Raw genomic sequence first — 19,540 nt, 5'->3', positions numbered from 1 at the left:
CTACTGTTTAGAATGCAAACCATTGTCAAAAAACTACTCCCGCATGTTCGTGAAAATCCGGGTAAGCATGGCTTTCAGATTCTCCAGGCCCGCTGGAGACAGGCCCGCTCCCGCTTTCTGGTTCACCCCGGTGGCCAGTCCGGCGAGGGTCTTCTCGAGTTTTTTCCCTTTCGGCGCAAGGAAAATGCGAACAACCCTCTTATCCTCCCCGTCCCGCTCCCGTCGCACAAGGCCTTTTGTTTCAAGCCTGTCTATGATGCCGGATATGGTGGGTTTGTCGAAATGCAATCGGCGGCCCAGCTGGCTCTGGGGTAGGCCATCTTCCTCCCACAACCTTGCAAGCGAAGCCCATTGCGGCGGAGTAAGGCCATGCCTGGCCAGCTTTTTCTCCAGCGCCCATTTCATGGAATGCGCCGCCCGGTTCAGCAGAAATCCAAGGCTCTCGTCCAGATTGAAACTCATGCAACATAGTTAGCACGCTAACTATAATTAGTCAACAGGGAGCCGCTACGAAGAATTTATGTGTGGTATCAGGCCCTATGGATTACCTGGGCCGGATGCCGCCCGCCATGCTCCCCCAATATCGCCCAACGCCTTGTATAAGTATTTTGTCAAATCGGGATTCGTATTATTACGCCTTAATTATCAGCATGTTGTGTTTTATTCTTACCGCTTCCGGGGTTTTCCCTTAAATAGGGACGTATATTTAAATGATTATTACCCATCACTAGGAGGGATGTATTTATGGCGACGTTGCTCCAAAGTAGTGACCAGCGCATGGATCTTATCACCCACAGGAATGACAGCTGGGGTGTGCTGGGGGTAGTTTTTGGATTAGCCGGGGGGGCGGCCGCGTTGATGCTCTTCATCGTTCTCGGAATATCCTACACGGCGTAAAGATGTAACCGGCATTCTTTGGCGGAGGGCGCTTATGTTAACGGTTCCTTCCGCCGGAGCGGTAGAGGCTCCGGGCCAACCGCAGTATTTACGAATTACAGGCCATCCTTCCCATCCATAAATTCCCATCACCCATCCACATGCTGGGAATATTGATTGGATTTCCGGTTGAAGAGCGCCGCAAACAAAAAAGGCGCAGGCCATAGGACCCGCGCCCAACAAAAGAACCGGACGGTATTACGCTGAAACGTTTATCCCCCCGCCTTTGCCCTGGCTTTTCATTGCCTCGGCCCTGGCGGTGGCGGCGCTTTCCGCGCTTTCGTTGTCTTGATCGTTATCCGGATCCATGGCGGCCGGAGCGGTGGGATTGTTGGAGGTTTCCATTTTCGCAGCTTTTGCTCCGCCTGCGGCCCCGGCGCCGTCTATGCTCATTTGTGTATCCATCTGCCTGCCACTCCTGTTTATGATTGAGGGGGAATATGCCTCTTAATCGTCTGTTATCGGAATGTTCCATAGAAAGCTTTAGCTTTTATTTGACACTCACCTGGGTAAGACAATCCCACCGTTTCCTTTGTGTCCATATTATTAAATCATTATAATCGCCGATTGGCGATACAAACTCTTTCCCACTAACAACCTTGACACCTTGGCGCCCAAATAAACTAAAATGTTAAATTTCCCCGTAAATTAACTGTTGGAGTATTTATGAGCCAGGCGCCCAGGTCCGAAAAAATCTGGTTAGACGGCAATTTCGTGGAGTGGGACAAAGCCCAGGTTCACGTACTTACCCATACCCTTCATTACGGGTTTGGCGTTTTTGAGGGAATCCGCTGTTACGACACCCCAAAAGGCCCGGCCATATTCCGGCTGGAGGACCACACCAAGCGGTTGTTCACTTCCGCCAAAATAATCGGCGTGGACATACCTTTCAGCCAGCAAGCCATAAACGAGGCAATCAAGGAAACGGTGCGGGTGAACAAGCTCAAATCGGGCTATATCCGACCGCTGGTTTTCCTGGGAGACGACAAGCGGGGGCTAAACTGCATCGGCGCCACTGTGCGGGTGGCCATCGCCGTGTGGCCGTGGGGCGCTTATCTGGGCGAAGAGGCGCTGGAAAAAGGCATTAACGTGAAAATATCCAGCTTTACCCGCCACCATGAGAACATTTTCATGACCAAGGCCAAAATTTGCGGGGCGTATGTGAACTCCATCCTCGCCAAAACGGAAGCGGTGCGCAACGGGTACGACGAGGCTATCATGCTGGACCCCTCCGGCCATGTGGCCGAAGGAAGCGGTGAAAACATATTCATCGTGCGCGACGGCAGGTTAAAAACCCCGCCGTTAACATCGGTGCTGGAAGGCATCACCCGTGACTCCATCATAAAAATAGCCGACGGCATGGGGATACCCGTAATTGAACAATACTTCTCCCGGGACGAGCTGTACATCGCCGACGAGGCGTTTTTCACAGGCACGGCGGCGGAGCTTACCCCCATCCGCTCGGTGGATGGCAGGATTATCGGGGAAGATGGCATGGGGCCTGTAACCCGCAGGCTTCAAAAGGCCTATTTCAACGTAATTCACGGTAAAGACAACCAGTTTGAGAAGTGGTTGGGCTTTGTTTAGGCCCGCGCCTTGACTTTGCCCGGGCCGGTTCTTTAAATTAGAAATGTGACATGCGGAATGATTCCGCGTGATTTGGAGTAGTTACTAGAATGCCCATATACGAATATATCTGCCAGAAATGCGGCGCGCATCTGGAGGTTAACCAGCGGATTTCAGACAAGCCGCTGACCAAACATAGCGATGGTTCCAAATGTGGGGGGGAGCTTAAGAAGATAATCTCCTCCAACGCGTTCCATCTCAAAGGCACCGGCTGGTATAAAACCGACTACGCCAAAAGCGGCTCGTCTTCCTCTGGCGCCAGCAAAAAAGCCGAACCGAAAAGCGGCTCTTCCGGCGATTAATCAGTTCGATACGGCGCTATACAGGTTTATCCCGGTTCCGCCATCAGCCGATTTGCCGAAATACATCCGGTACTTGCCTGGCTGGCCGATAAGCTCTACCACGTCCGGGTCTATCAAAAACCCGCCGGAAGGGGTTAAGGCGTAACCCTCTTCCGCCGTAAAGTTCACCCCGTCGTTTGATACGGCGGTTTTTATACCCCTTATTCCAAACCCCATATCGCCTGCCAAGCTGTGGGCAAAGAAAAGTTTCAGCCCGCCGTCCGGGGTGATTACCACTTCCGGATCCACTATTTTGTCATCGGCCCGTACGCCGTTTAAAACTATCTGTCCCGTGCGTTCCCACGTGACCCCATCGTCTTGGGATACAGCGTGGAAAATCCTGTTCACGCTGGCGTTCCCCACGTAATAAATGTGCAGGGCTCCGTTGAACAAAACAAGCTCCGGCACGCTGATAAAGCTGTTCTCCTCGGCATTGGGCTCCATCACCGCGCCGTTGATAAAAGCGCCGGTATATTTGGTGAACGTCACCCCGTCGGCGGAAGTGGCCCGGTGGAACCGTGAAATATTCCCGGATACGCCGTTGTAGATCATTACGTAACGCCCTTCGCCAAGTCTTATGACAGAGGGGTTGCTTAGAAGGTCCGATGAGCCTTGGTGTGTTATTCCGGTGGTTTGGGACGCGCTGAAAATTTGGCCGTTCCCTGAAACGGCGCTGACCAATTCCCTGTCCAGATAATACATCCTGTACGTCGCGCCTTCCGTCAATGTGCAGGTGGAGGTGGTGTTCGAAAGGACTAGCCCCTCTTCAGCCCATATAAGCCGGGTGGATTCGGCTGTGGCCGTATCAGACGATACGCCAGAAGCCCCGCCGCAAGCCGCAAGAAGAAGAGCGACAGCGGTCATGGCCAGATTTTTCATGGCTCATTCTTTCCAGAGGTTCAGCCCCGTCAAATTGTCCATGCCCCGTTCCAGCGCCGGGCCGGAAAGTTTCGTTATGGAAAACTCCAGCGCGAAAACCTTCGTGCCCCTGATTAAATGTCCTGCCACGCATAACCCCGCAGAACTACTTAAAATCATGTGAAGGTGGACCATGGGTTTGCCGTCTTTAAGCGATACGTTCCCCATCGCCGAGACTATTTCCATCGGTATTTCCACCGGCGCCAGGTTCTCGTAGGTCTTTATGTCCTGGTGGTAAAACGCCAGCGCCGCTGACGACACCGACCCTATCAATGACACCAGCCCCACCGTAACGCCGCGCTCCTCGCATATCCGCGTAAGCGCGTCCAAAAGGTCCGCCCCGTGGGGGATGGAGCCCATTATCACATCGCCGGTTTTATATTCATGGACTGGCATGGCGCAAACTTTCTCCTTAACGTTTTTTTATGGACGGGTCTTCCACCCCGGCTTCGCTGAACCCTTTGGCGCGGAGGCGGCAAGAGTCGCACCCGCCGCAGGGGGTTCCGTCTGGCGCTGGGTCGTAGCAGGAAATGGTGATGGAATAGTCCACCCCCAGTTTCAAACCTGTCTGGATTATCTCCTTTTTGGTCATGGCTATAAGCGGGGTGTGGATTTTCACTTTCACAGTCCCCTCCACCGCCGATTTAAGGGCGAAATTGGCCATGGTCTCGAAAGCTTTTATGTATTCCGGGCGGCAATCGGGATAGCCGGAATAGTCCAGCGCGTTCACGCCGATAAAAATGTCCCCGGCGCCAAGGGTTTCCGCGTAGCCTAACGCAATGGCAAGGAACACCGTGTTACGGGCTGGAACGTAAGTTACGGGTATCCCCTCCTCCACAGGCGCGCCGGGAAGGGCTTTGGGCACGGCGATATCCGCCGTAAGGGCGGATCCGCCTATGGATGACAGGTCAACCTTCACAACCTTGTGCGCTTTGGCCCCCAGCGTTTTAGAGACCGTCTCCGCCCGGGAAAGCTCCACCCGGTGCCGCTGGCCGTAATCGAAACTTAGGGTATAAACCTCGTAACCACGGCTTGCCGCCACCGCCAGCGCCGTGGCGGAGTCCAGCCCGCCGGACAGTAGAACCACGGCTTTTCCCGGCGCGGCCATGTCGCTTACTCCTGAACGAAGGCTATCTTTTTATGGCGGGTGTTCTCCGCGTTGCGGACGATGGCAAGCCCCAGTTCCTCGATGGCTTTAAAGGTGTTCATGGGAAACACCTTGCTGTCGAACTTGCGCTCGTAGTTTAGCGCCCGCATGACGCTTATCAGCGTCACCAGGTCCGCCTCCACGTCCACATCCAGTATCTGCGGCAGTATTTTCAACGGCATGTTCCCGCGTTTCGCCAGCGACAAAAGGTTTTCCAGCTCCGAGCCTTCCGTGAAAACTCCGGAAAAATCCAGCTGGGCGTCGCCGGGTACGCCTATGAGATACACCCCGCCTTCGCCCGATGGCCCTAGGGCCATGCCGGCCCTGGCTGAGATAAAATCGAAAGCCGAGTCCATTATCTCCGGCTTCAATATGGGCGCGTCGGAGCCTATCATCAGCGTGGCCTCTGGCGCAAATTTGGAGGCGGCTTCGAAAGAAGCGGCCACCCGCTCGGTGAAAGACCCTTCCACCTGGGGGGTGAAAATAAACCGGCGTTCGTTGCGCGCCCCAAGGTTAAGCCCCCGCATGATGGAACGCATCTGTTTTTCGCCCGTGGCGGGGGCGTAATGCACCGCTATGGTCTCGGCGGTGGTAAGGGCCGCCACGGTCATCACGTCTTTCAAGAAAGCCTCGTACAGCCCGCACACCTGTTCGCCCGACAGGGGGGTGCCTTCTATAAGCCTGGTTTTTACCTGCCCGGCCACGGGGGCCTTGGCGAAAATAATCAGAACTCTCATGAAAAACTACAGCCTTCCAGAACGGGTGAAATGGAGAGCCGCCATTATTTACCGGCGGCGAATTTTTCCAGAATGGTTTTAACGGCGCCCATGGCCTCCCCCAGTTTCTCGGGGTTTTTACCGCCGGCCTGGGCGAAATCCGGCCGCCCGCCGCCGCCGCCGCCAACGATGCCCGCCACTTCTTTTACAATTTTGCCCGCGTGGAACACCCCCGACAGGTCTTTGGTGACTCCTACGGCGATAAGGGCTTTTCCGGCCAGGGCCGAAGCGGCCACCACCACTCCGGAGCCCAGGCGGTTCTTGCTGTTGTCCACAAAAGAGCGGAGCGCCTCTTCATCGGCTTCGGGCAACTCCTCGGCCAGATATTTTATCCCTGCCGCTTCTTTTACCTCCGCGTCCTGGGCGCCTTTGCCGGAGAAAAGTTTTTCTTTAAGCTTCCGTGTCTCTTTCTCCAGCTCTTTTATGCGTTCCAAACTGCGCCGGGCCTTCTCCGCCAGTTCCACCGGAGGCGACTTGAACGCCGCGCCCACCGCCGAAAGCTCTTCAGAAAGGTTTTTGACGTACTCCAGCGCCCCAAACCCCGTAACCGCCTCTATGCGGCGGATACCGGCGGCAACGCCACCCTCGGAGACTATTTTGAAAAGCCCGATGTCGCCGGTGGCCTTGGTGTGGGTGCCTCCGCAAAGCTCTTTGGAGAAATCCCCCATGGCCACCACACGCACCTTGTCCCCGTATTTCTCGCCGAACAAGGCCATGGCTCCCGACGCGGTGGCCGCCTCCAACCCTTTCACCTCGGTCTGCACGTTGAGGTTTTCCATGACTTTTTCGTTCACCAGCCGCTCTATGGCCATAAGCTCATCGGCGCCCGGCGCGGTAAAATGCGTATAGTCGAACCGCAACCTGTCCGCCGCCACCAGCGACCCGGCCTGTTTTACGTGGGAACCTAAAGTGTCCCGGAGCGCCGCGTGGAGAAGATGGGTGGCCGTATGGTTTTTCCGGATGTCCTCGCGCCGTGGCACGTCTATGCGGGCGGTGACGGTTTCGCCCACCTTTACGGCGCCAGACTCCACCCGGGCCTTGTGAACCCAATGGGTGCCGTCAGGTTTTGAGATGTCGTAAACCTCGGCGCGGAACGCGTCATGGTAAATGGCCCCGGTGTCGGCGCTTTGCCCGCCGGACTCGGCGTAGAACGGCGTGGCCAACAGGAATATTTCCACCTCGTCCCCTTTCGCCGCCGTCTCCACCATTGCGCCGCCCTTCAAAATGGCCGCAATCCTGGTTTTGGCGATGGGGTTGTCGTATCCCATGAAAACCGTGGCGGGTATTTTCCCGGCCACTTGTTTGTACATGGCGCCCATGGCGCTCTCGCCGGCGGCTCCTTTCCAGGAGGCCCGGGCTTTTTCCCGCTGGGCGTTCATCTGCTCGTTGAACCCGGCCATGTCTATGGATACGCCAGCGTCGTGGGCTATCTCCGTGGCCAGGTCCATGGGGAATCCGTATGTGTCGTACAGCCGGAACGCGTCGTTCCCCGGGATGACGCCGCCGGAGCTTTTGGCTTTGTCCACAAACTCGCCGATGAGGTTCATGCCGAACTCCAGGGTTGCGCCAAACCCCCGCTCCTCGGCCAGGGTAACCTGCTTTATCACCTTTGAGTAGTTGGCGATGTCCGGGTAAGCCTCTTTCATCACCTCTATCACCGTGTCGGTGAGCCTGTGCAGAAACGGCTCTTTCACGTTGAGCATCCGCCCATGCCGCAGGGCCCGCCGCAAAATGCGCCGCAAAACGTAACCGCGCCCCTCGTTGGAGGGGTGGATGTCATCCCCTATTAAAAACACCACCGACCGCACATGGTCGCCAATCACCCTGAAGGAAACGTCTGACGCCGGGTTTTCCCCGTATTTGAAATCGGTAAAACGCTCCATGTGGCGGATGGCGGGTAGGATAAGGTCCGTATCGAAATTGGTGTGTTTCCCCTGGATAACGGAAACCAGCCGCTCCAGCCCCATCCCTGTGTCTATGCTGGGATTGGGCAGAGGGGTAAGTTTCCCTTCCGTGTCGCGGTTGTACTGCATGAACACCAGGTTCCAAAGCTCCAGGAACCGGTCGCACTCGCAATCAATGCCGCAATTGGGGTTGGAGCAACGGTACTCCTCGCCCCGGTCATAATGGATCTCCGAACAGGGGCCACAGGGGCCGGTGTCACCCATGCTCCAGAAATTGTCCTTCTCGCCGAACCGGTGTATCTTGTCCGCCGGGATGCCCATTTTGGTTTCCCATATCCTGGCGGCCTCGTCATCGTCCTTATACACGGTGATATAAAGCCGGTCTTTGGGCAGGCGCGCCACGTTGGTCATGAAATCCCAGGCGAACTCTATGGCCCCTTCCTTGAAATAGTCGCCAAAGGAAAAGTTGCCCAGCATTTCAAAGAATGTGTGGTGCCGGGCCGTGCGGCCCACTGTTTCCAGGTCGTTGTGTTTGCCGGAAACCCGGAGGCATTTCTGGGCTGATACGGCCCGTTTGTAAGAGCGTTTGTCGTACCCCAGGAACACATCCTTAAACTGCACCATGCCAGCGTTGGTGAATAGCAGAGTAGGGTCGTTAGCGGGCACCAGCGGGGCCGAGCGGACCGCCATGTGCCCTTTGGACACGAAATACTCCACAAATTTTTTACGGGCCTCGGCGCCGGTCATGTAAATGTCTTCAGTCATTTGGGTTCTCAATTTTTCCTTCTTTACGGCTTCGCCTTGTCGAAACGGACTTGCCATTATAAAGCAATACGGAAACCATTAGGGCAAGGCTTTCCGCCAGGCTGGCGTCTTCCGGCGTGAGGGTGTTCCCCTTCGAGGCCGCCATCAACAGGAAACCCTGCCCGGCCTTTCCCGCGTCCACCTGGGCTATGATGTACGCGGAGCCGCTGGAGGCCTCCTCGACGCAGGCGTTCCAAAGGCCGCCTTCATTGGCATGGGCCATGGCCTTGGCCAATCCCTGTTCCACGGCGTTTTCCGTGGAGCTGTCCAGCCCTTCGGCTCCCGTGAACCTGACCAGTGGGACGGCCTTCCCCTTTTTTACCGAATAGACCGCCGCCAGCTCAGCGCGGAAGATATCCAGTATCACCGGCCCCGCCAGGGAGAACGCCTCCTCCGGCGTCAGGGACTCCCTCCCCGCCAGCATCCGCCGCATGGTGTCGTCCAGGATTTTTCTTTTTTCCGCCATCCCTTTTAAAATGTTCCGCTCCTCCACCTCCATCAGCACGCTGGACAACTCGTCCAGAAGCTCCGCCAGAAAAGGCGGATATGCCGGGGAGCGGTTCATCATCAAAACTCCGGACACGCGGCTGGCGCCCTCCTGGTCTCTGGAGCGGAGGGGGAAACATGCGAACGGATCCTGCGCGTCGCTGATTATTTTCATCCAGCCCGTTTCCATCACGTGGGATACGATCCCCTCCACGTCCCGCTTTCCACGGTACTGGTTTAGCCTGGCGGCCTCCACCAGGTTCCCTTTCGGGTCTTTCCTCCTCACCGACAGGTACAGCCCCTCACCAGCGTCTCCATACACATCTTTCAACTCGCGCAGGAACCCGTCCATCACCTCCCCGGCCGAGTGGGCGGCCAGGGCGGACCGGGACAGGGTCTGCATGATGTGGTCTTTCTGGCTTTCGGTCATTATGTTTTCCTTGCCCAGGGCTTTTAACGACCCGTCGCGGAAAAGCACCACGCAGTTCTTGCCTATCTCCTTGGCGTGGTACAGCGCCAGGTCCGCCGCGCGCACCAGCTCCTGGGGGGAATTTATTTCCGATGAGCCGCAGGTGGCCACGCCGATGGATATGGTTATCTTGGCTTTCGCGCCGTCATGCTCCATCTCCAGCTCCGATATGGATTGTCTCAACCGCTCGGCGCGGAAGGCGGCGCCCTCCAGCCCCACCTCCGGCAGGATCAGCGCGAACTCCTCGCCGCCGTACCGGGCCACCAGGTCCGCATGGCGGCTGGACACCAGGAGCGCCTCCGCCACCCGCCTCAGGGTCTCATCCCCCATAAGGTGGCCGTACTGGTCGTTTACGTTCTTGAAATCGTCCAGGTCTATCATCAGCAACGACAGCCTGCCGTTGTAACGGGAGGACCTATAAAACTCCTCGGCCAGACGCAATGAAAAATGGCGGAAATTATAAAGCCCCGTGAGCCCGTCGGTGATGGAGAGGGTCTCCAGTTTTTCGTTGAGGGATTTTAACTGGTCCTGCTCTTCCCGGAGCTTGTCGTTTACGGAGGCCAATTCGCTTTCTCGGGCCTTCAACAACCTGTTCTTCTCTAATAGCTCCGCGGTGGCTTCTCTTATCTTCTTCTGAAGCTCGTCATGGAACATGCGCTCCATCCGGCGCACGTCCGCCGATTTGAGCGCCATGGACATCACCTTTTTCAGCTCGTGCACCGTGAACGGTTTCGTAAGGTAATAATCCACGCGCCCCTTGGTGAAGGCTTCGATTATCACCTGGTCCGTCCCCACGCCGGTGATAAGGACGGCGGAGGTGTCGGGCGAAATTTTCCTGCCCTCCACAATGGCGTCTATGCCGTTCATCCCGGGCAGGCGGTAGTCGAACAGGAACACGTCCACCTCTTGCGACTCCAGCATTTTTAACGCCTCCTCCCCGGTGGGGGCGGAGAACGTCTGGTAGCCTTCGCCGGCAAGGATCCTCACCAGCGACGCGCGGACGTAATCCTCGTCATCCAATATCAGCACCCTCGGTTGAGGGCGCGGAGAAGGCTCGATGATTTCAACCATAAGTCATTTGAGAGCAAATCCCTGTTTTATGGCCTATAATATAGCTTACATGTTTCAGCCAGGTAAAACCAAAACGGCGGATAACATGAAAGGGGGAGTTGATAGCCATGGCGGATTTGCGGCGGCATGGCTGTAAAAGAACGAACCGGGGGGTAAGTTTTTTCGCATTGAGCCGATTCCATTAAGCTGTTCAGGCATCTAACAGTGGAATTTCCCGTCTGCGGGTTTTACATGTATGGGGGCTGGCATGGCAGGTTGTAAAAGTTCCGGACTACAGGCATGGGGGCTTTCCGCCAAATTTATCATGGTCATAACGGCTCTCCTGCTGTCCGTTCCGGCGCTGTCTTCAGCCGGGGCCGAAACCAAGCTTGAACAGCATGGGTTCACAAGCGCTAAAACCTGCGGCGAATGCCACAAGGAAATTTACGATGGTTTCTCCAGGTCGCTCCACGCCATTTCGTCTACAAACCCCATCTTCAGCCTGGCGTTCGACAGGGCATACCGGGAAACCAAGGGCGCGGCCAAGGACATGTGCGGCAAATGCCACGCCCCCACAACCCTTATAACTAAAGACCACGAGGGCCGTCTGCCAATCACCGCCGAAGGGGTCACTTGCGATTTCTGCCATTCGGTGGAGTCGGTGGACATCTCCGCCGCCCAACCCTTCCGGCTGGATGTGGCCGGGAAAAAGCGGGGCTCCATGCAGAACGCCTCGTCCCCTGCACACGCGGCATCTTACGCCGAGTGGTTTAAAAAATCTGAAATGTGCGCCCCATGCCACGAGGTCACCAGCGCCTATGGCGTGAAAACCGCCACCACGTTTTCAGAGTGGAAAGCTTCCGGCTACTCCAAAAAAGGGGTGCAATGCCAGGACTGCCACATGCCCCAGGTTTCTGGCAGGGTGGCGGATGTAACGGGGAAATCCTCGGGCAAGATTCATGACCACGGCATGTCGCACAATGTGGAGCTCATGAAGGGGGCGGTGAGGATTGACGTCATCCGGGCGGAAAAAACCATGGGTGACAGGTTTGTGGTGGAGCTTGGCGTAACCAATGTGCGCGCCGGGCACAGCATACCCACTGGCTCCCAACCCCGGGAATTGACGCTGGAGGTTACAATAAAGGGATCCGACGGGCGTTCTGAAACCCAGCGAAAGGGTTTTGGAAAGAAAATCGCCGGGCCCGACGGGAAGATTTTGGGCCCCGGCTGGAAAGCCTGCGTTGAAGGAAAGAAAATAGCGGAGAACACTTCCATAAAACCGATGGAAACCCGCGCCACCCGTTTCATGTTCAACACCGTGCCGAAAGACCCGGAGATCTCGGCCACGGCTTTCTTGTCTTATTCTCCGGAAGTGCCTTCGGTGGAGAACATCAGGATACCCCTGGGTTCCACAGCGGCAAAGTAGGTCCTGCGCCGGGCGGCCGGTGGGCTCTATGCAACGGAGTCCCCGGCCGCCTTTTGTTTCATCCGCTTGATAACGGCCTCGTCCACTTTCACCTGTACCGTATTACCGCCGCCTCGAACGAACACTTTTCCAGGTGGGGCGTTCTTTGGACGCGACAAATCCTTTACATGACTCCACACCACCTCCCCCTTTCCGGAAGCCGACGCTTTGGAAAAATGGACGGCCAGCATTGCCGCCTCTATTAATGTGGCGCGGGAAAGTTCCGATCCCTTTTGAACCCGCGCCACCACGTGGGAGCCGGGATAATCCCGGGCGTGCAACCACAGGTCCCGCCCGTTGGCTACCTTGAAGGTAATCTCGTCGTTCTCCCGGTCGGTCCTGCCCACCAATATCTCGCTCCCGTCGGAGGCTATGAACCGGCGGTATTTCGCCCCGGCGGGCTGTTTCTTCGCCGTGGCTTGGGCTTGTTTGGCGTGTGGTTCCCCTGGTGGCGGGAAGTGGTTAAAAATTTCGGCCGGCGTGGCCGCCGACATGATCAACTCCAGCTTTTCCGAGACTTTCTTTTCCCTGGCTTCCACCGCCGCCAGTTCCTCATCGGTTCGCGGCAGGCCCTTCTCGTATTTTCTGTACAGCTTGTAATAGCGCTGAACGTTGGCGGCGGGGGCTAACGCCGGATCCAGCGGGATTGTGATGTCCCCCCCTTCCCCCGTATAGATGTCCGGCACGGTGACCTCACGTTCACCTTTTTTCAACTGGTGGTAAGAGGCCTGGAGTGTGTCGCCCAGTTTCTTATGTCCAGCGTACCGGGCAAGCTCCTGGCGGGCGCGGGCGATTTCAACGCGGGATTTGGAGAGTTTCTTCAACTCCGCCTTCAACGGCGCTGTCAGCGCTTTTTTCGCCTCCGCAAGACGCTCCAGTTCCGATGGCTCATAGTATTTTCCATCCATGGCGCGGTTGGCGGTCAAACCGGGTGATACGCTTGCGTCCTGCTCCACTGGCGGCGATACCCCCTCCCTCGGCGGTGGCGGAGCGTATGGAACCCCCGGCATCAACCGCGATTTCCTATTAGGCCCCATGGCGATTACTTTTCCCGTTCCGTCCAGAAGATAAACTATCCCCCGCGGCCCCATCAGCTCCGCCACCAGGGAAACCGTTTCGGCGCCATAACCAAACGCCACCGAAAACAGTCTGTCGCCGTTTATCTGCTCCACGCTCTCCACCCGGGCCCCTTCGGCCAGTTTTTTAAGCGTGCTTACGAGGTGGCAAGGCGGCGCGAATCCGGCGTATTCGTGAAAGGCAAGATGCGCCCGGCAATTTTCCGGGGACATGCTGATGAGTAACGAATATTCCTCCGCCCCTTTCCGGAAACGCAGGAGCCACTCCAGCGATGAGGGTTTTGTCATCTTTTTCAGCCGGGCGCCGGGCAATACGGTTTTAAGCTCCGCCACGATGGCGCCAAGCTCTTCGGCGGATATGTTCATGACGCGGGTTTTTCGCCGGATTCCAACTCTTCCAGATTCCAGGCCAAAAGGCTTTTAAGGGTTATGTCGCTCAAACCCTGTTCAATGGCCTGCCCGGCGCGGATGATGAACTCCTCCACTGCCCCTGAAACTCCAGCGCCGCCCTGAAACCCGCCAAAAACCCGGTCGCTCAAAGCCAGCGCCACCTCGCCCATATAAATCCGCTCCGGCGGGCGGGAGAGCATAATCCCGCCGCTGTCCACTATCTCCGCCAACCCCATATCCCGCAACTCTTGTGACAGGCGGGAAAACTGGTCCGGCGCCAGGCCCAGAATCCGCTTCGCCATTTTGCGGGTCATTGCGCCACCGCCCGATTCGAACAGTCTGGCCGTTTCCAACAACAGGAGCAGGGTGTTCCGGGCCCGCAATTTCTCCTCTTTGGCCATGGCGTTTACGGGGCCATGCTGGGCCACCCTTGTTATCACCGCGCCCAACAACACGATGACCCAAACCACATAAAGCCATAACAGGAATATGGGGATGACCGACAGGGCGCCATACACCTCGTTATAGTTTGCGAAGTTGCGGAGGTAATAGTCGAACCCCAGCTTGGCCAGCTCGAAAAGGCTTCCCGCCAGCGCCGCACCGGCCCAGGCGGGCCTGGCGTTCACGGTGGTGAAAGGGATCAGTTTGTATATCAGGAAAAACGCGGTCCAGGTTAGTATCACCGGAATGGCTTTCAGGGTCATCCCCTGGGCATACGAATAATCCCTCCAGGCGTCGCTTAGCACCAGCGAGCGTATCTGGGCTGTGATTATGATGGACGCGGCGATGAGCACCGGCGAGAAAGTCAGGGCGCTCCAGTAGGCCACGAACTGGTTGAACACCGAACGGTTTCCCCGGACGCCCCATATCATGTTGAAGGCCGACTCCATGGCGCTGACCACCCACAAGCTGAAAACCGTCAGGGTGATGAGGCCGAAAATGGAGACCGACGCCACGTTATCCGCGAAAATGTTGATGTTTTTCTGGATTACCCCCGCCAATTCTTCGTTGGGCAGAAACCAGTTGAAGAAGAATTTCATCACCGCCGTCCGCGAAACGTCGAACGACGACAGGACCGACAGCGACATGGCCACCATGGGCACCAGCGACAGGAGCGTGGTGTACGCCAGCGAGGCGGAATAGTTAAGGCAGTCGAACCTGTTGAAGAGAATGGCGGTGGAGCGGATGAAAGGCCATACCCCCCCGGCTACCGCTAAATCCCGAATTTTCATTGGCGGATTTATCTGGTGATGTATTGCGGGAAAATGGAGGCGCCGAGCGGATTCGAACCGCTGAATAAAGGTTTTGCAGACCTCTGCCTTACCACTTGGCTACGGCGCCCGGTTTATTTGCGCGGACCACCGGTGGATTATAGCATGGCCCCGGCCCTGTTAAGAACAAATGAGGGGGTAAGCCCCCGTTTAATTTTGGTTTTTGGAAATTTGGCCGTTGGGGTAAGAACTTGCGAATCTTGAAATTTAATATTTCATAGTAACTTCTTTAGCTCATCGGTTGTAATGCCAGCCTTTTTGATAATGCTATTTAGTGTTCCTTTTTTGATCTCGCTGTGCAACGGAACAATTACAGATATCCCCTTTCCCAGGTTGTGCATAAAAATATGACTGCCCCGCTGATGGTCCACATAAAATCCCATCCGGCGCAAAGCTTTCACCAACTCTTTCCCGGAGAAAGTTTTGCTCAAAACGTGACCTCCACCTCCTCGACAACTGCGCTGGGTGAAGTTTTAATCTGGTTCAGTTTTGAAAGACCTTCAAGATAGCAACGGATAGCTTCTTTGGCGTTTTCCAATGCTTCGCTTTCCGTATCCCCCTGGGTAAAACACCCGTCCAGCGCGGGAACGGTCACGTTAAATCCACCCTCCTCTGCGGGCTCAAGAATCACATTGAATAACATTTCATACCCCTTTCAGCAATGCCTTTCAAAGATATTATACATTTAATCCCTCTGGATGGGCTTCTGGCTGATTTGGGTTACGATCATTTATGTTATCATTCCCGATTATATCCACAACTTTTCGCAAGGAGAGGTTTTTTAAATATGGCAGACGAACTGAAAACCGCGGGCAACTGGGCTAAAGAGCTGGGTATGCCGGAGAAAAAGCTGAAAGACGCCATCAAGGCCGCCGGGTTGGCCGCGGACGCCAAGAAAGGCTGTTGCGCCTACTATTCCCGCGCCACCGCCGAGAAGGCCAAAAAGGCCGCCAACTAACCTGTTTTCATCTGGCGGGGCCGCCAGAAGGCCCCGCTTCTTTTTTCCCGCCCGCGCTTTTCAATCCACCAGCTTTCCATCCCGCATTCTTATAATCCTGTGGGCGTGGGAGGCTATCTCGGAATCGTGGGTCACCACCACAATGGTCACCCCTTCTTTATTTAAATCCACCAGTATGTCCATTATCTGGGCGCCGGTTTTGGAATCCAGGTTGCCGGTGGGTTCGTCCGCCAGAATCACTTTCGGGTTCCCCACAATGGCGCGGGCAATGGCTGTCCGCTGGGACTCGCCGCCGGAAATCTGCCCCGGATAATGGTTCTCGCGGGCGCTCAACCCCACTTGCGAAAGGGCGCGGCGGGCTTTTTCCATAGGCTCCGCCTCCCCCCGGTAATACAGGGGCAGGCACACATTCTCCAGCACAGTGTTTCTGGGTAGCAGGTTATGGCTCTGGAAAACGAAACCCAGCTGGCGGTTTCTCACCAGGGCCAGTTCGTCGTCGGCCAGGTTGGAAACGTCCCGCCCATCCAACTCGTACCGGCCCGACGTGGGTGTGTCCAGCAGGCCCAGGATGTTCATCAGCGTGGATTTGCCGGAGCCGGAAGGGCCCATAAGGGCAGTAAAGGAACCCCGCTCAATCCCAAAAGTGACGCCCGCCACAGCCTCCACCTGAGCCCCGTCCAGGCTGTAAACTTTTCTTAAGTTGTCGATTTCTATCATGGCGGTAACGCCGATGGACTGGCGTTTATTTATCCTCGTCTTTAGGGGGCGCTGGCATGCGTGTAATAACGGTTTCATTCCCCGATAGCCCTTCCGCTATCTCCGTGTCGAACCCGTTGGAAAGGCCGGTTTTCACAAACCGTTTCTCCTGTTTGCCGTTGACCAGAAGCGTCACATACCGGGTTTTGCCTTCATCATCGGTCTTCAACGCCTCATCGGGCACGGCGATAACGTTTTTGCGCACGCTCTGGATGATGTCCACATTGGCGGTCATTTGAGATTTCAACAACGTGCGTCCCTCGCCTATAATCTCCACTTTCACTTTGAAAATGGTTATCTTGTCCTGCTCTTCCCCTTTGGGGTAAACCCGCTCCACCACCCCCTCAAAAACATTCTCCGGGTGGGCGTCCACGGTTATCCTGGCCCTCTGGCCCGGGGCAACTTTGCCTATGTCGGTCTCGTCCACTGTGACGAGTATGAATACACGGGACACATCCGCCACCACGCAAAGCTTCGTCCCGCCGGTGAACGATGATATGCCAGAGGATATTATCTGCCCCCGCTCCACGGTCTTCTCCAGCAAAATCCCGTCCATGGGAGAAGTGACCACCGTGTCTCTCACCCGGTCTTTGGCCTCTTCCACGGCAATGGCCGCCCGGCGTTCCGCCGCCTGCGCCACCGACAGTTTCGCCTGGGCGGAGGCGTAAAGGCTTGCGGCGCTTTCCATGTCCTGCTGGGAAATAAGTTCCTCTGCCATCAGCGCCTTGGCCCGGTTATATTTGGAGCGGGCTTCATCCAGAGAAGCCTGGGCCGATTCCACATCCGCTTTCGCCCGCCACCTGTCCGCCTCTATCTGGGCCAGGTTGCGTTGTTCCGTGGAAGGATCCAGCGTTAACAGCCTGTCTCCCTTTTTTACCGTATCGCCAGGCTCGTAGGGAAAATCCATTATCTCGCCCGAGGCTTTAGACTTTACCTCCACCTGGAAATTCGGCTCTATGGCCCCGGTGGCGGAAATGGACAAAACCAGGTCGCCCCGTTTGGTCACCATGGTCTTGATCCGGTTTTTCGCCTCGTTTCCACCATCCCCGGAAAAGTAGAACCCCCCGGCGAAAAGCGCCACCAAACCAACGGCTACAAACGCTATTTTCTTCTTCATGGTCAACTATCTTACCATTCCATGTTGATTTAGAATGATTCAATACTGTTGGAAAAATCCGCTGGATGACTCGAATCAAGACGGTCATTTGTCCTAAATCCAGTCATTTTCAAGTTTCCCCACAAGCTCCAATTAAATGGATTATATTATTCAGAGGGACTCTTGATATTGATTTATAAGCTCTTTTCATCCAACTCAAACTGGCTTGGGAATAGGCACAAGGCTTGCTTAACTGAAAATGAAATTTTTCTTGTTCCGGCTCAGGCGCAACGAACATTTATTAAGTTGACCATATTAAGCTGTGAGGGGCTTTAGAGTATGCGTAAGTATCTGGCGGGTTTAATGATATTGGCGATGGCGGCTCTCACAGCCTGCGATGGCGGTGGCGGCAGTAACGGCTCCTCTCTTTCAGGGGGTAGTTCCACGGCCAACTTAAGCGGAATCCAAAAAACACCAGACTATTCATGGCACGAATCTTACATGGCCGGTTCCCACGCCAATTTCGAATGCGGTACCACTTGTCACGCTTTGCCCCTCACCAATAGGACCTCCGCCCGAACCGACGGGGTACAAGGCAATACCAGCGCCACGGCGGACCGCACCCAGATATGTTACCAGTGCCATTCCGCCAACTATAACAGCACCAATCTCTTCAACCACGCTTCCCATAGCATCAGCACTTACTGCAACTCTTGCCATTATTCCGACAGTTTCACATCCCATTCAAGGGTGAGCCATACGGAGTGGCACAGCTATTTGACCACCTCCTGTTTGTCGTGCCATTCGGGAAGGGCGCCGTCCACCCACGCCAGCGACGGGCGCGCCTCCACGCCTTGCGAGGCCTGCCACACCTATTCCAGCGGCTCCTGGGGTTTCAGTAGCGGGGGGGCGCATATATATACATCCGGTTGCTCCAGCTGTCACATAAGCACGATGCCGGCGAACCACTACGGAACAACCTGCGAAAGCTGTCACTCGTACCCCAGTTGGGCAGGGGCAAGCTTTACCCATACCGGCATATCCTCCGGATGCGCCAGTTGCCACAGCGGCCACTACTCCGGGTTCGCCTGCGAGGGGTGCCACACCAGCGGCATCAGCTGGAGCTATAGCCACAGCCGCGTAAGCAATTCCAACTGTATAGCCTGCCACGCCGACGGAGCCGGGCACGGTGACGGCGAAGATGATGAAGGCGGCCATGGTGGAGACGACAACAGGGTGTCGGGTCTCTTGTACAGCAACTGATGCTGGACTGATATTCAAAGGGGCGGTCTTCATGGCCGCCCCTTTTTTTATTTAGAATGGACACATGAAACAGTTTTCTGGGTTTGGCGTGGCGCGATTCTTAATGGCTGTCTTGTTCCCGGCGCTTGTTTTCATCGCCGCCTGCGGCGACGGCACAGATGCTCCCGAAGGCATGGCCTACATTCCTGAAGGCTGTTTTGAAATGGGAGACACGCGCTACATGGGACTGCCCAACGAGCGTCCCGTCCACAAGGTATGCCTGAACGGTTTCTACCTGGATAAATACGAGGTTACCCAAACCCTGTTCCAGTCCGTGATGGGCTCGAACCCGGCCAGGTTCAGCGATTGCCCCACATGCCCGGTGGACCAGGCCACGTGGCAGGAGGCCCACGACTTTTGCGCCAGCCAGGGAAAACGGTTGCCAACCGAGGCCGAGTGGGAATATTCAGCGCGTGAGCTTACCGGCAACGGCCTGTACTGCAACAATAAAGACAGCGTATCACCCGCCGACGTGAATTATGGATGGGACTATGGGCACGGCCCCACACCTGTGGGCAGTTTCCCGCCCAACGCCCTGGGAATATACGACCTCTGCGGCAACGTATGGGAATGGCTTAACGACTGGTACGGTTACGACTATTATTCCCAAAGCCCGCTTTACAATCCCCAGGGGCCCCCATCCGGCGAGCGGCATTCCATCCGGGGCGGCTCGTGGGATCACAAGCTGGAAAGCCTTAGGGTCTCTTTCCGCTGGGGATTATTACCCGGCCAGCGCGGGTATGACAACGGGTTCCGTTGCGCCAAATGA

The 19,540-nt window shown here is 56.1% G+C and carries 20 protein-coding genes and 1 tRNA gene; 6 read left to right on the top strand and 15 right to left on the bottom strand.

The annotated features are described in order from the left end of the window. Positions 1-33 precede the first annotated feature (33 nt). Together HY751_10175 and HY751_10170 are read right to left on the bottom strand one after the other, a co-directional pair. Positions 34-462: a MarR family transcriptional regulator gene (locus HY751_10175; protein MBI4666760.1), complete on the bottom strand. Its 429-nt coding sequence runs from the start codon at positions 460-462 to the stop codon at positions 34-36. Positions 463-1,134: 672 nt separating this feature from the next. Beyond that, positions 1,135-1,341, bottom strand: a complete 207-nt coding sequence (locus tag HY751_10170) for a hypothetical protein (protein MBI4666759.1) — start codon at positions 1,339-1,341, stop codon at positions 1,135-1,137. Positions 1,342-1,602: 261 nt separating this feature from the next. Between HY751_10170 and HY751_10165 the strand changes: the two genes are divergently transcribed. Next, positions 1,603-2,523 (top strand): branched-chain amino acid transaminase, encoded by a 921-nt coding sequence (locus HY751_10165; protein ID MBI4666758.1) that lies wholly within the window; start codon positions 1,603-1,605, stop codon positions 2,521-2,523. 89 nt (positions 2,524-2,612) lie between these two features. Then, positions 2,613-2,864 carry a zinc ribbon domain-containing protein gene (locus tag HY751_10160; protein MBI4666757.1) on the top strand — a complete coding sequence of 84 codons (252 nt, stop codon included), beginning with the start codon at positions 2,613-2,615 and terminating at the stop codon, positions 2,862-2,864. Here HY751_10160 and HY751_10155 read toward each other — a convergent pair whose 3' ends face one another. The 6 genes from HY751_10155 to HY751_10130 are packed head-to-tail and all read right to left on the bottom strand — an operon-like array spanning position 2,865 to position 10,478. Beyond that, the gene (locus HY751_10155; GenBank protein ID MBI4666756.1) at positions 2,865-3,782 is read right to left on the bottom strand and encodes a hypothetical protein; all 918 of its coding nucleotides are present in this window, start codon (positions 3,780-3,782) and stop codon (positions 2,865-2,867) included. Between the two features lie 3 nt (positions 3,783-3,785). Continuing rightward, positions 3,786-4,217, bottom strand: coding sequence for a DUF296 domain-containing protein (locus tag HY751_10150; protein MBI4666755.1), 432 nt, complete (start codon positions 4,215-4,217; stop codon positions 3,786-3,788). 16 nt (positions 4,218-4,233) lie between these two features. Further along, positions 4,234-4,929, bottom strand: a complete 696-nt coding sequence (gene queC / locus HY751_10145) for a 7-cyano-7-deazaguanine synthase QueC (GenBank protein ID MBI4666754.1) — start codon at positions 4,927-4,929, stop codon at positions 4,234-4,236. A 5-nt stretch (positions 4,930-4,934) separates the two neighbouring features. Further along, positions 4,935-5,705, bottom strand: coding sequence for a DUF2064 domain-containing protein (locus HY751_10140; protein ID MBI4666753.1), 771 nt, complete (start codon positions 5,703-5,705; stop codon positions 4,935-4,937). A gap of 44 nt (positions 5,706-5,749) precedes the next feature. Next, positions 5,750-8,395: an alanine--tRNA ligase gene (alaS, locus tag HY751_10135; protein MBI4666752.1), complete on the bottom strand. Its 2,646-nt coding sequence runs from the start codon at positions 8,393-8,395 to the stop codon at positions 5,750-5,752. Positions 8,396-8,405: 10 nt separating this feature from the next. Further along, positions 8,406-10,478, bottom strand: coding sequence for a diguanylate cyclase (locus HY751_10130; GenBank protein MBI4666751.1), 2,073 nt, complete (start codon positions 10,476-10,478; stop codon positions 8,406-8,408). 304 nt (positions 10,479-10,782) lie between these two features. On the opposite strand from HY751_10130, the gene HY751_10125 reads away from it, so the two are divergent. Then, positions 10,783-11,883 (top strand): hypothetical protein, encoded by a 1,101-nt coding sequence (locus HY751_10125; GenBank protein ID MBI4666750.1) that lies wholly within the window; start codon positions 10,783-10,785, stop codon positions 11,881-11,883. 26 nt (positions 11,884-11,909) lie between these two features. Here HY751_10125 and HY751_10120 read toward each other — a convergent pair whose 3' ends face one another. The 5 genes from HY751_10120 to HY751_10100 all read right to left on the bottom strand — a co-directional run bounded on the left by HY751_10120 (position 11,910) and on the right by HY751_10100 (position 15,302). Next, entirely contained in the window at positions 11,910-13,364 is a 1,455-nt protein-coding gene (locus HY751_10120) for an NFACT family protein (protein MBI4666749.1), read from the bottom strand. Continuing rightward, a complete protein-coding gene (locus tag HY751_10115; GenBank protein ID MBI4666748.1) occupies positions 13,361-14,620 on the bottom strand; it encodes a YihY family inner membrane protein in 1,260 nt (419 codons plus the stop codon). Before HY751_10115 ends, HY751_10120 begins: the two co-directional genes overlap by 4 nt. Before the next feature lie 34 nt (positions 14,621-14,654). Next, positions 14,655-14,729 (bottom strand) — tRNA-Cys (locus tag HY751_10110). A 145-nt stretch (positions 14,730-14,874) separates the two neighbouring features. Beyond that, positions 14,875-15,090, bottom strand: a complete 216-nt coding sequence (locus HY751_10105; protein MBI4666747.1) for a type II toxin-antitoxin system HicA family toxin — start codon at positions 15,088-15,090, stop codon at positions 14,875-14,877. Next, on the bottom strand, positions 15,087-15,302 hold the full coding sequence (locus HY751_10100) for a type II toxin-antitoxin system HicB family antitoxin (GenBank protein MBI4666746.1): 216 nt from the start codon (positions 15,300-15,302) through the stop codon (positions 15,087-15,089). The genes HY751_10105 and HY751_10100 overlap by 4 nt, the downstream gene beginning before the upstream one ends. 144 nt (positions 15,303-15,446) lie before the next feature. Here HY751_10100 and HY751_10095 point away from each other — a divergent pair, with 144 nt between their 5' ends. Beyond that, positions 15,447-15,617: a hypothetical protein gene (locus tag HY751_10095; protein MBI4666745.1), complete on the top strand. Its 171-nt coding sequence runs from the start codon at positions 15,447-15,449 to the stop codon at positions 15,615-15,617. Positions 15,618-15,677: 60 nt separating this feature from the next. Here HY751_10095 and HY751_10090 read toward each other — a convergent pair whose 3' ends face one another. Together HY751_10090 and HY751_10085 are read right to left on the bottom strand one after the other, a co-directional pair. Continuing rightward, the gene (locus HY751_10090) at positions 15,678-16,334 is read right to left on the bottom strand and encodes an ABC transporter ATP-binding protein (protein ID MBI4666744.1); all 657 of its coding nucleotides are present in this window, start codon (positions 16,332-16,334) and stop codon (positions 15,678-15,680) included. A gap of 25 nt (positions 16,335-16,359) precedes the next feature. Next, complete coding sequence (locus tag HY751_10085; GenBank protein MBI4666743.1) at positions 16,360-17,490, bottom strand: efflux RND transporter periplasmic adaptor subunit; 1,131 nt, start codon at positions 17,488-17,490, stop codon at positions 16,360-16,362. A 318-nt stretch (positions 17,491-17,808) separates the two neighbouring features. Here HY751_10085 and HY751_10080 point away from each other — a divergent pair, with 318 nt between their 5' ends. Together HY751_10080 and HY751_10075 are read left to right on the top strand one after the other, a co-directional pair. Then, positions 17,809-18,732 carry a hypothetical protein gene (locus HY751_10080; protein MBI4666742.1) on the top strand — a complete coding sequence of 308 codons (924 nt, stop codon included), beginning with the start codon at positions 17,809-17,811 and terminating at the stop codon, positions 18,730-18,732. Positions 18,733-18,835: 103 nt separating this feature from the next. Then, positions 18,836-19,540, top strand: coding sequence for a formylglycine-generating enzyme family protein (locus HY751_10075; GenBank protein ID MBI4666741.1), 705 nt, complete (start codon positions 18,836-18,838; stop codon positions 19,538-19,540).

It is taken from the genome of Nitrospinota bacterium (assembly GCA_016208975.1).
Lineage (GTDB): Bacteria > Nitrospinota_A > UBA7883 > UBA7883 > JACRLM01 > JACQXA01.
This window is presented reverse-complemented; position numbering and strand designations above follow the sequence as displayed.

Excerpts from the sequence above, each read along its gene's own strand:
- HY751_10175 (MBI4666760.1), bottom strand. The coding sequence starts at position 462 with ATGAGTTTCAATCTGGACGAGAGCCTTGGATTTCTGCTGAACCGGGCG.
- HY751_10170 (MBI4666759.1), bottom strand. The coding sequence starts at position 1,341 with ATGGATACACAAATGAGCATAGACGGCGCCGGGGCCGCAGGCGGAGCA.
- HY751_10165 (MBI4666758.1), top strand. The coding sequence starts at position 1,603 with ATGAGCCAGGCGCCCAGGTCCGAAAAAATCTGGTTAGACGGCAATTTC.
- HY751_10160 (MBI4666757.1), top strand. The coding sequence starts at position 2,613 with ATGCCCATATACGAATATATCTGCCAGAAATGCGGCGCGCATCTGGAG.
- HY751_10155 (MBI4666756.1), bottom strand. The coding sequence starts at position 3,782 with ATGAAAAATCTGGCCATGACCGCTGTCGCTCTTCTTCTTGCGGCTTGC.
- HY751_10150 (MBI4666755.1), bottom strand. The coding sequence starts at position 4,217 with ATGCCAGTCCATGAATATAAAACCGGCGATGTGATAATGGGCTCCATC.
- queC (MBI4666754.1), bottom strand. The coding sequence starts at position 4,929 with ATGGCCGCGCCGGGAAAAGCCGTGGTTCTACTGTCCGGCGGGCTGGAC.
- HY751_10140 (MBI4666753.1), bottom strand. The coding sequence starts at position 5,705 with ATGAGAGTTCTGATTATTTTCGCCAAGGCCCCCGTGGCCGGGCAGGTA.
- alaS (MBI4666752.1), bottom strand. The coding sequence starts at position 8,395 with ATGACCGGCGCCGAGGCCCGTAAAAAATTTGTGGAGTATTTCGTGTCC.
- HY751_10130 (MBI4666751.1), bottom strand. The coding sequence starts at position 10,478 with ATGGTTGAAATCATCGAGCCTTCTCCGCGCCCTCAACCGAGGGTGCTG.
- HY751_10125 (MBI4666750.1), top strand. The coding sequence starts at position 10,783 with ATGGTCATAACGGCTCTCCTGCTGTCCGTTCCGGCGCTGTCTTCAGCC.
- HY751_10120 (MBI4666749.1), bottom strand. The coding sequence starts at position 13,364 with ATGAACATATCCGCCGAAGAGCTTGGCGCCATCGTGGCGGAGCTTAAA.
- HY751_10115 (MBI4666748.1), bottom strand. The coding sequence starts at position 14,620 with ATGAAAATTCGGGATTTAGCGGTAGCCGGGGGGGTATGGCCTTTCATC.
- HY751_10100 (MBI4666746.1), bottom strand. The coding sequence starts at position 15,302 with ATGTTATTCAATGTGATTCTTGAGCCCGCAGAGGAGGGTGGATTTAAC.
- HY751_10095 (MBI4666745.1), top strand. The coding sequence starts at position 15,447 with ATGGCAGACGAACTGAAAACCGCGGGCAACTGGGCTAAAGAGCTGGGT.
- HY751_10090 (MBI4666744.1), bottom strand. The coding sequence starts at position 16,334 with ATGATAGAAATCGACAACTTAAGAAAAGTTTACAGCCTGGACGGGGCT.
- HY751_10085 (MBI4666743.1), bottom strand. The coding sequence starts at position 17,490 with ATGAAGAAGAAAATAGCGTTTGTAGCCGTTGGTTTGGTGGCGCTTTTC.
- HY751_10080 (MBI4666742.1), top strand. The coding sequence starts at position 17,809 with ATGCGTAAGTATCTGGCGGGTTTAATGATATTGGCGATGGCGGCTCTC.
- HY751_10075 (MBI4666741.1), top strand. The coding sequence starts at position 18,836 with ATGGCTGTCTTGTTCCCGGCGCTTGTTTTCATCGCCGCCTGCGGCGAC.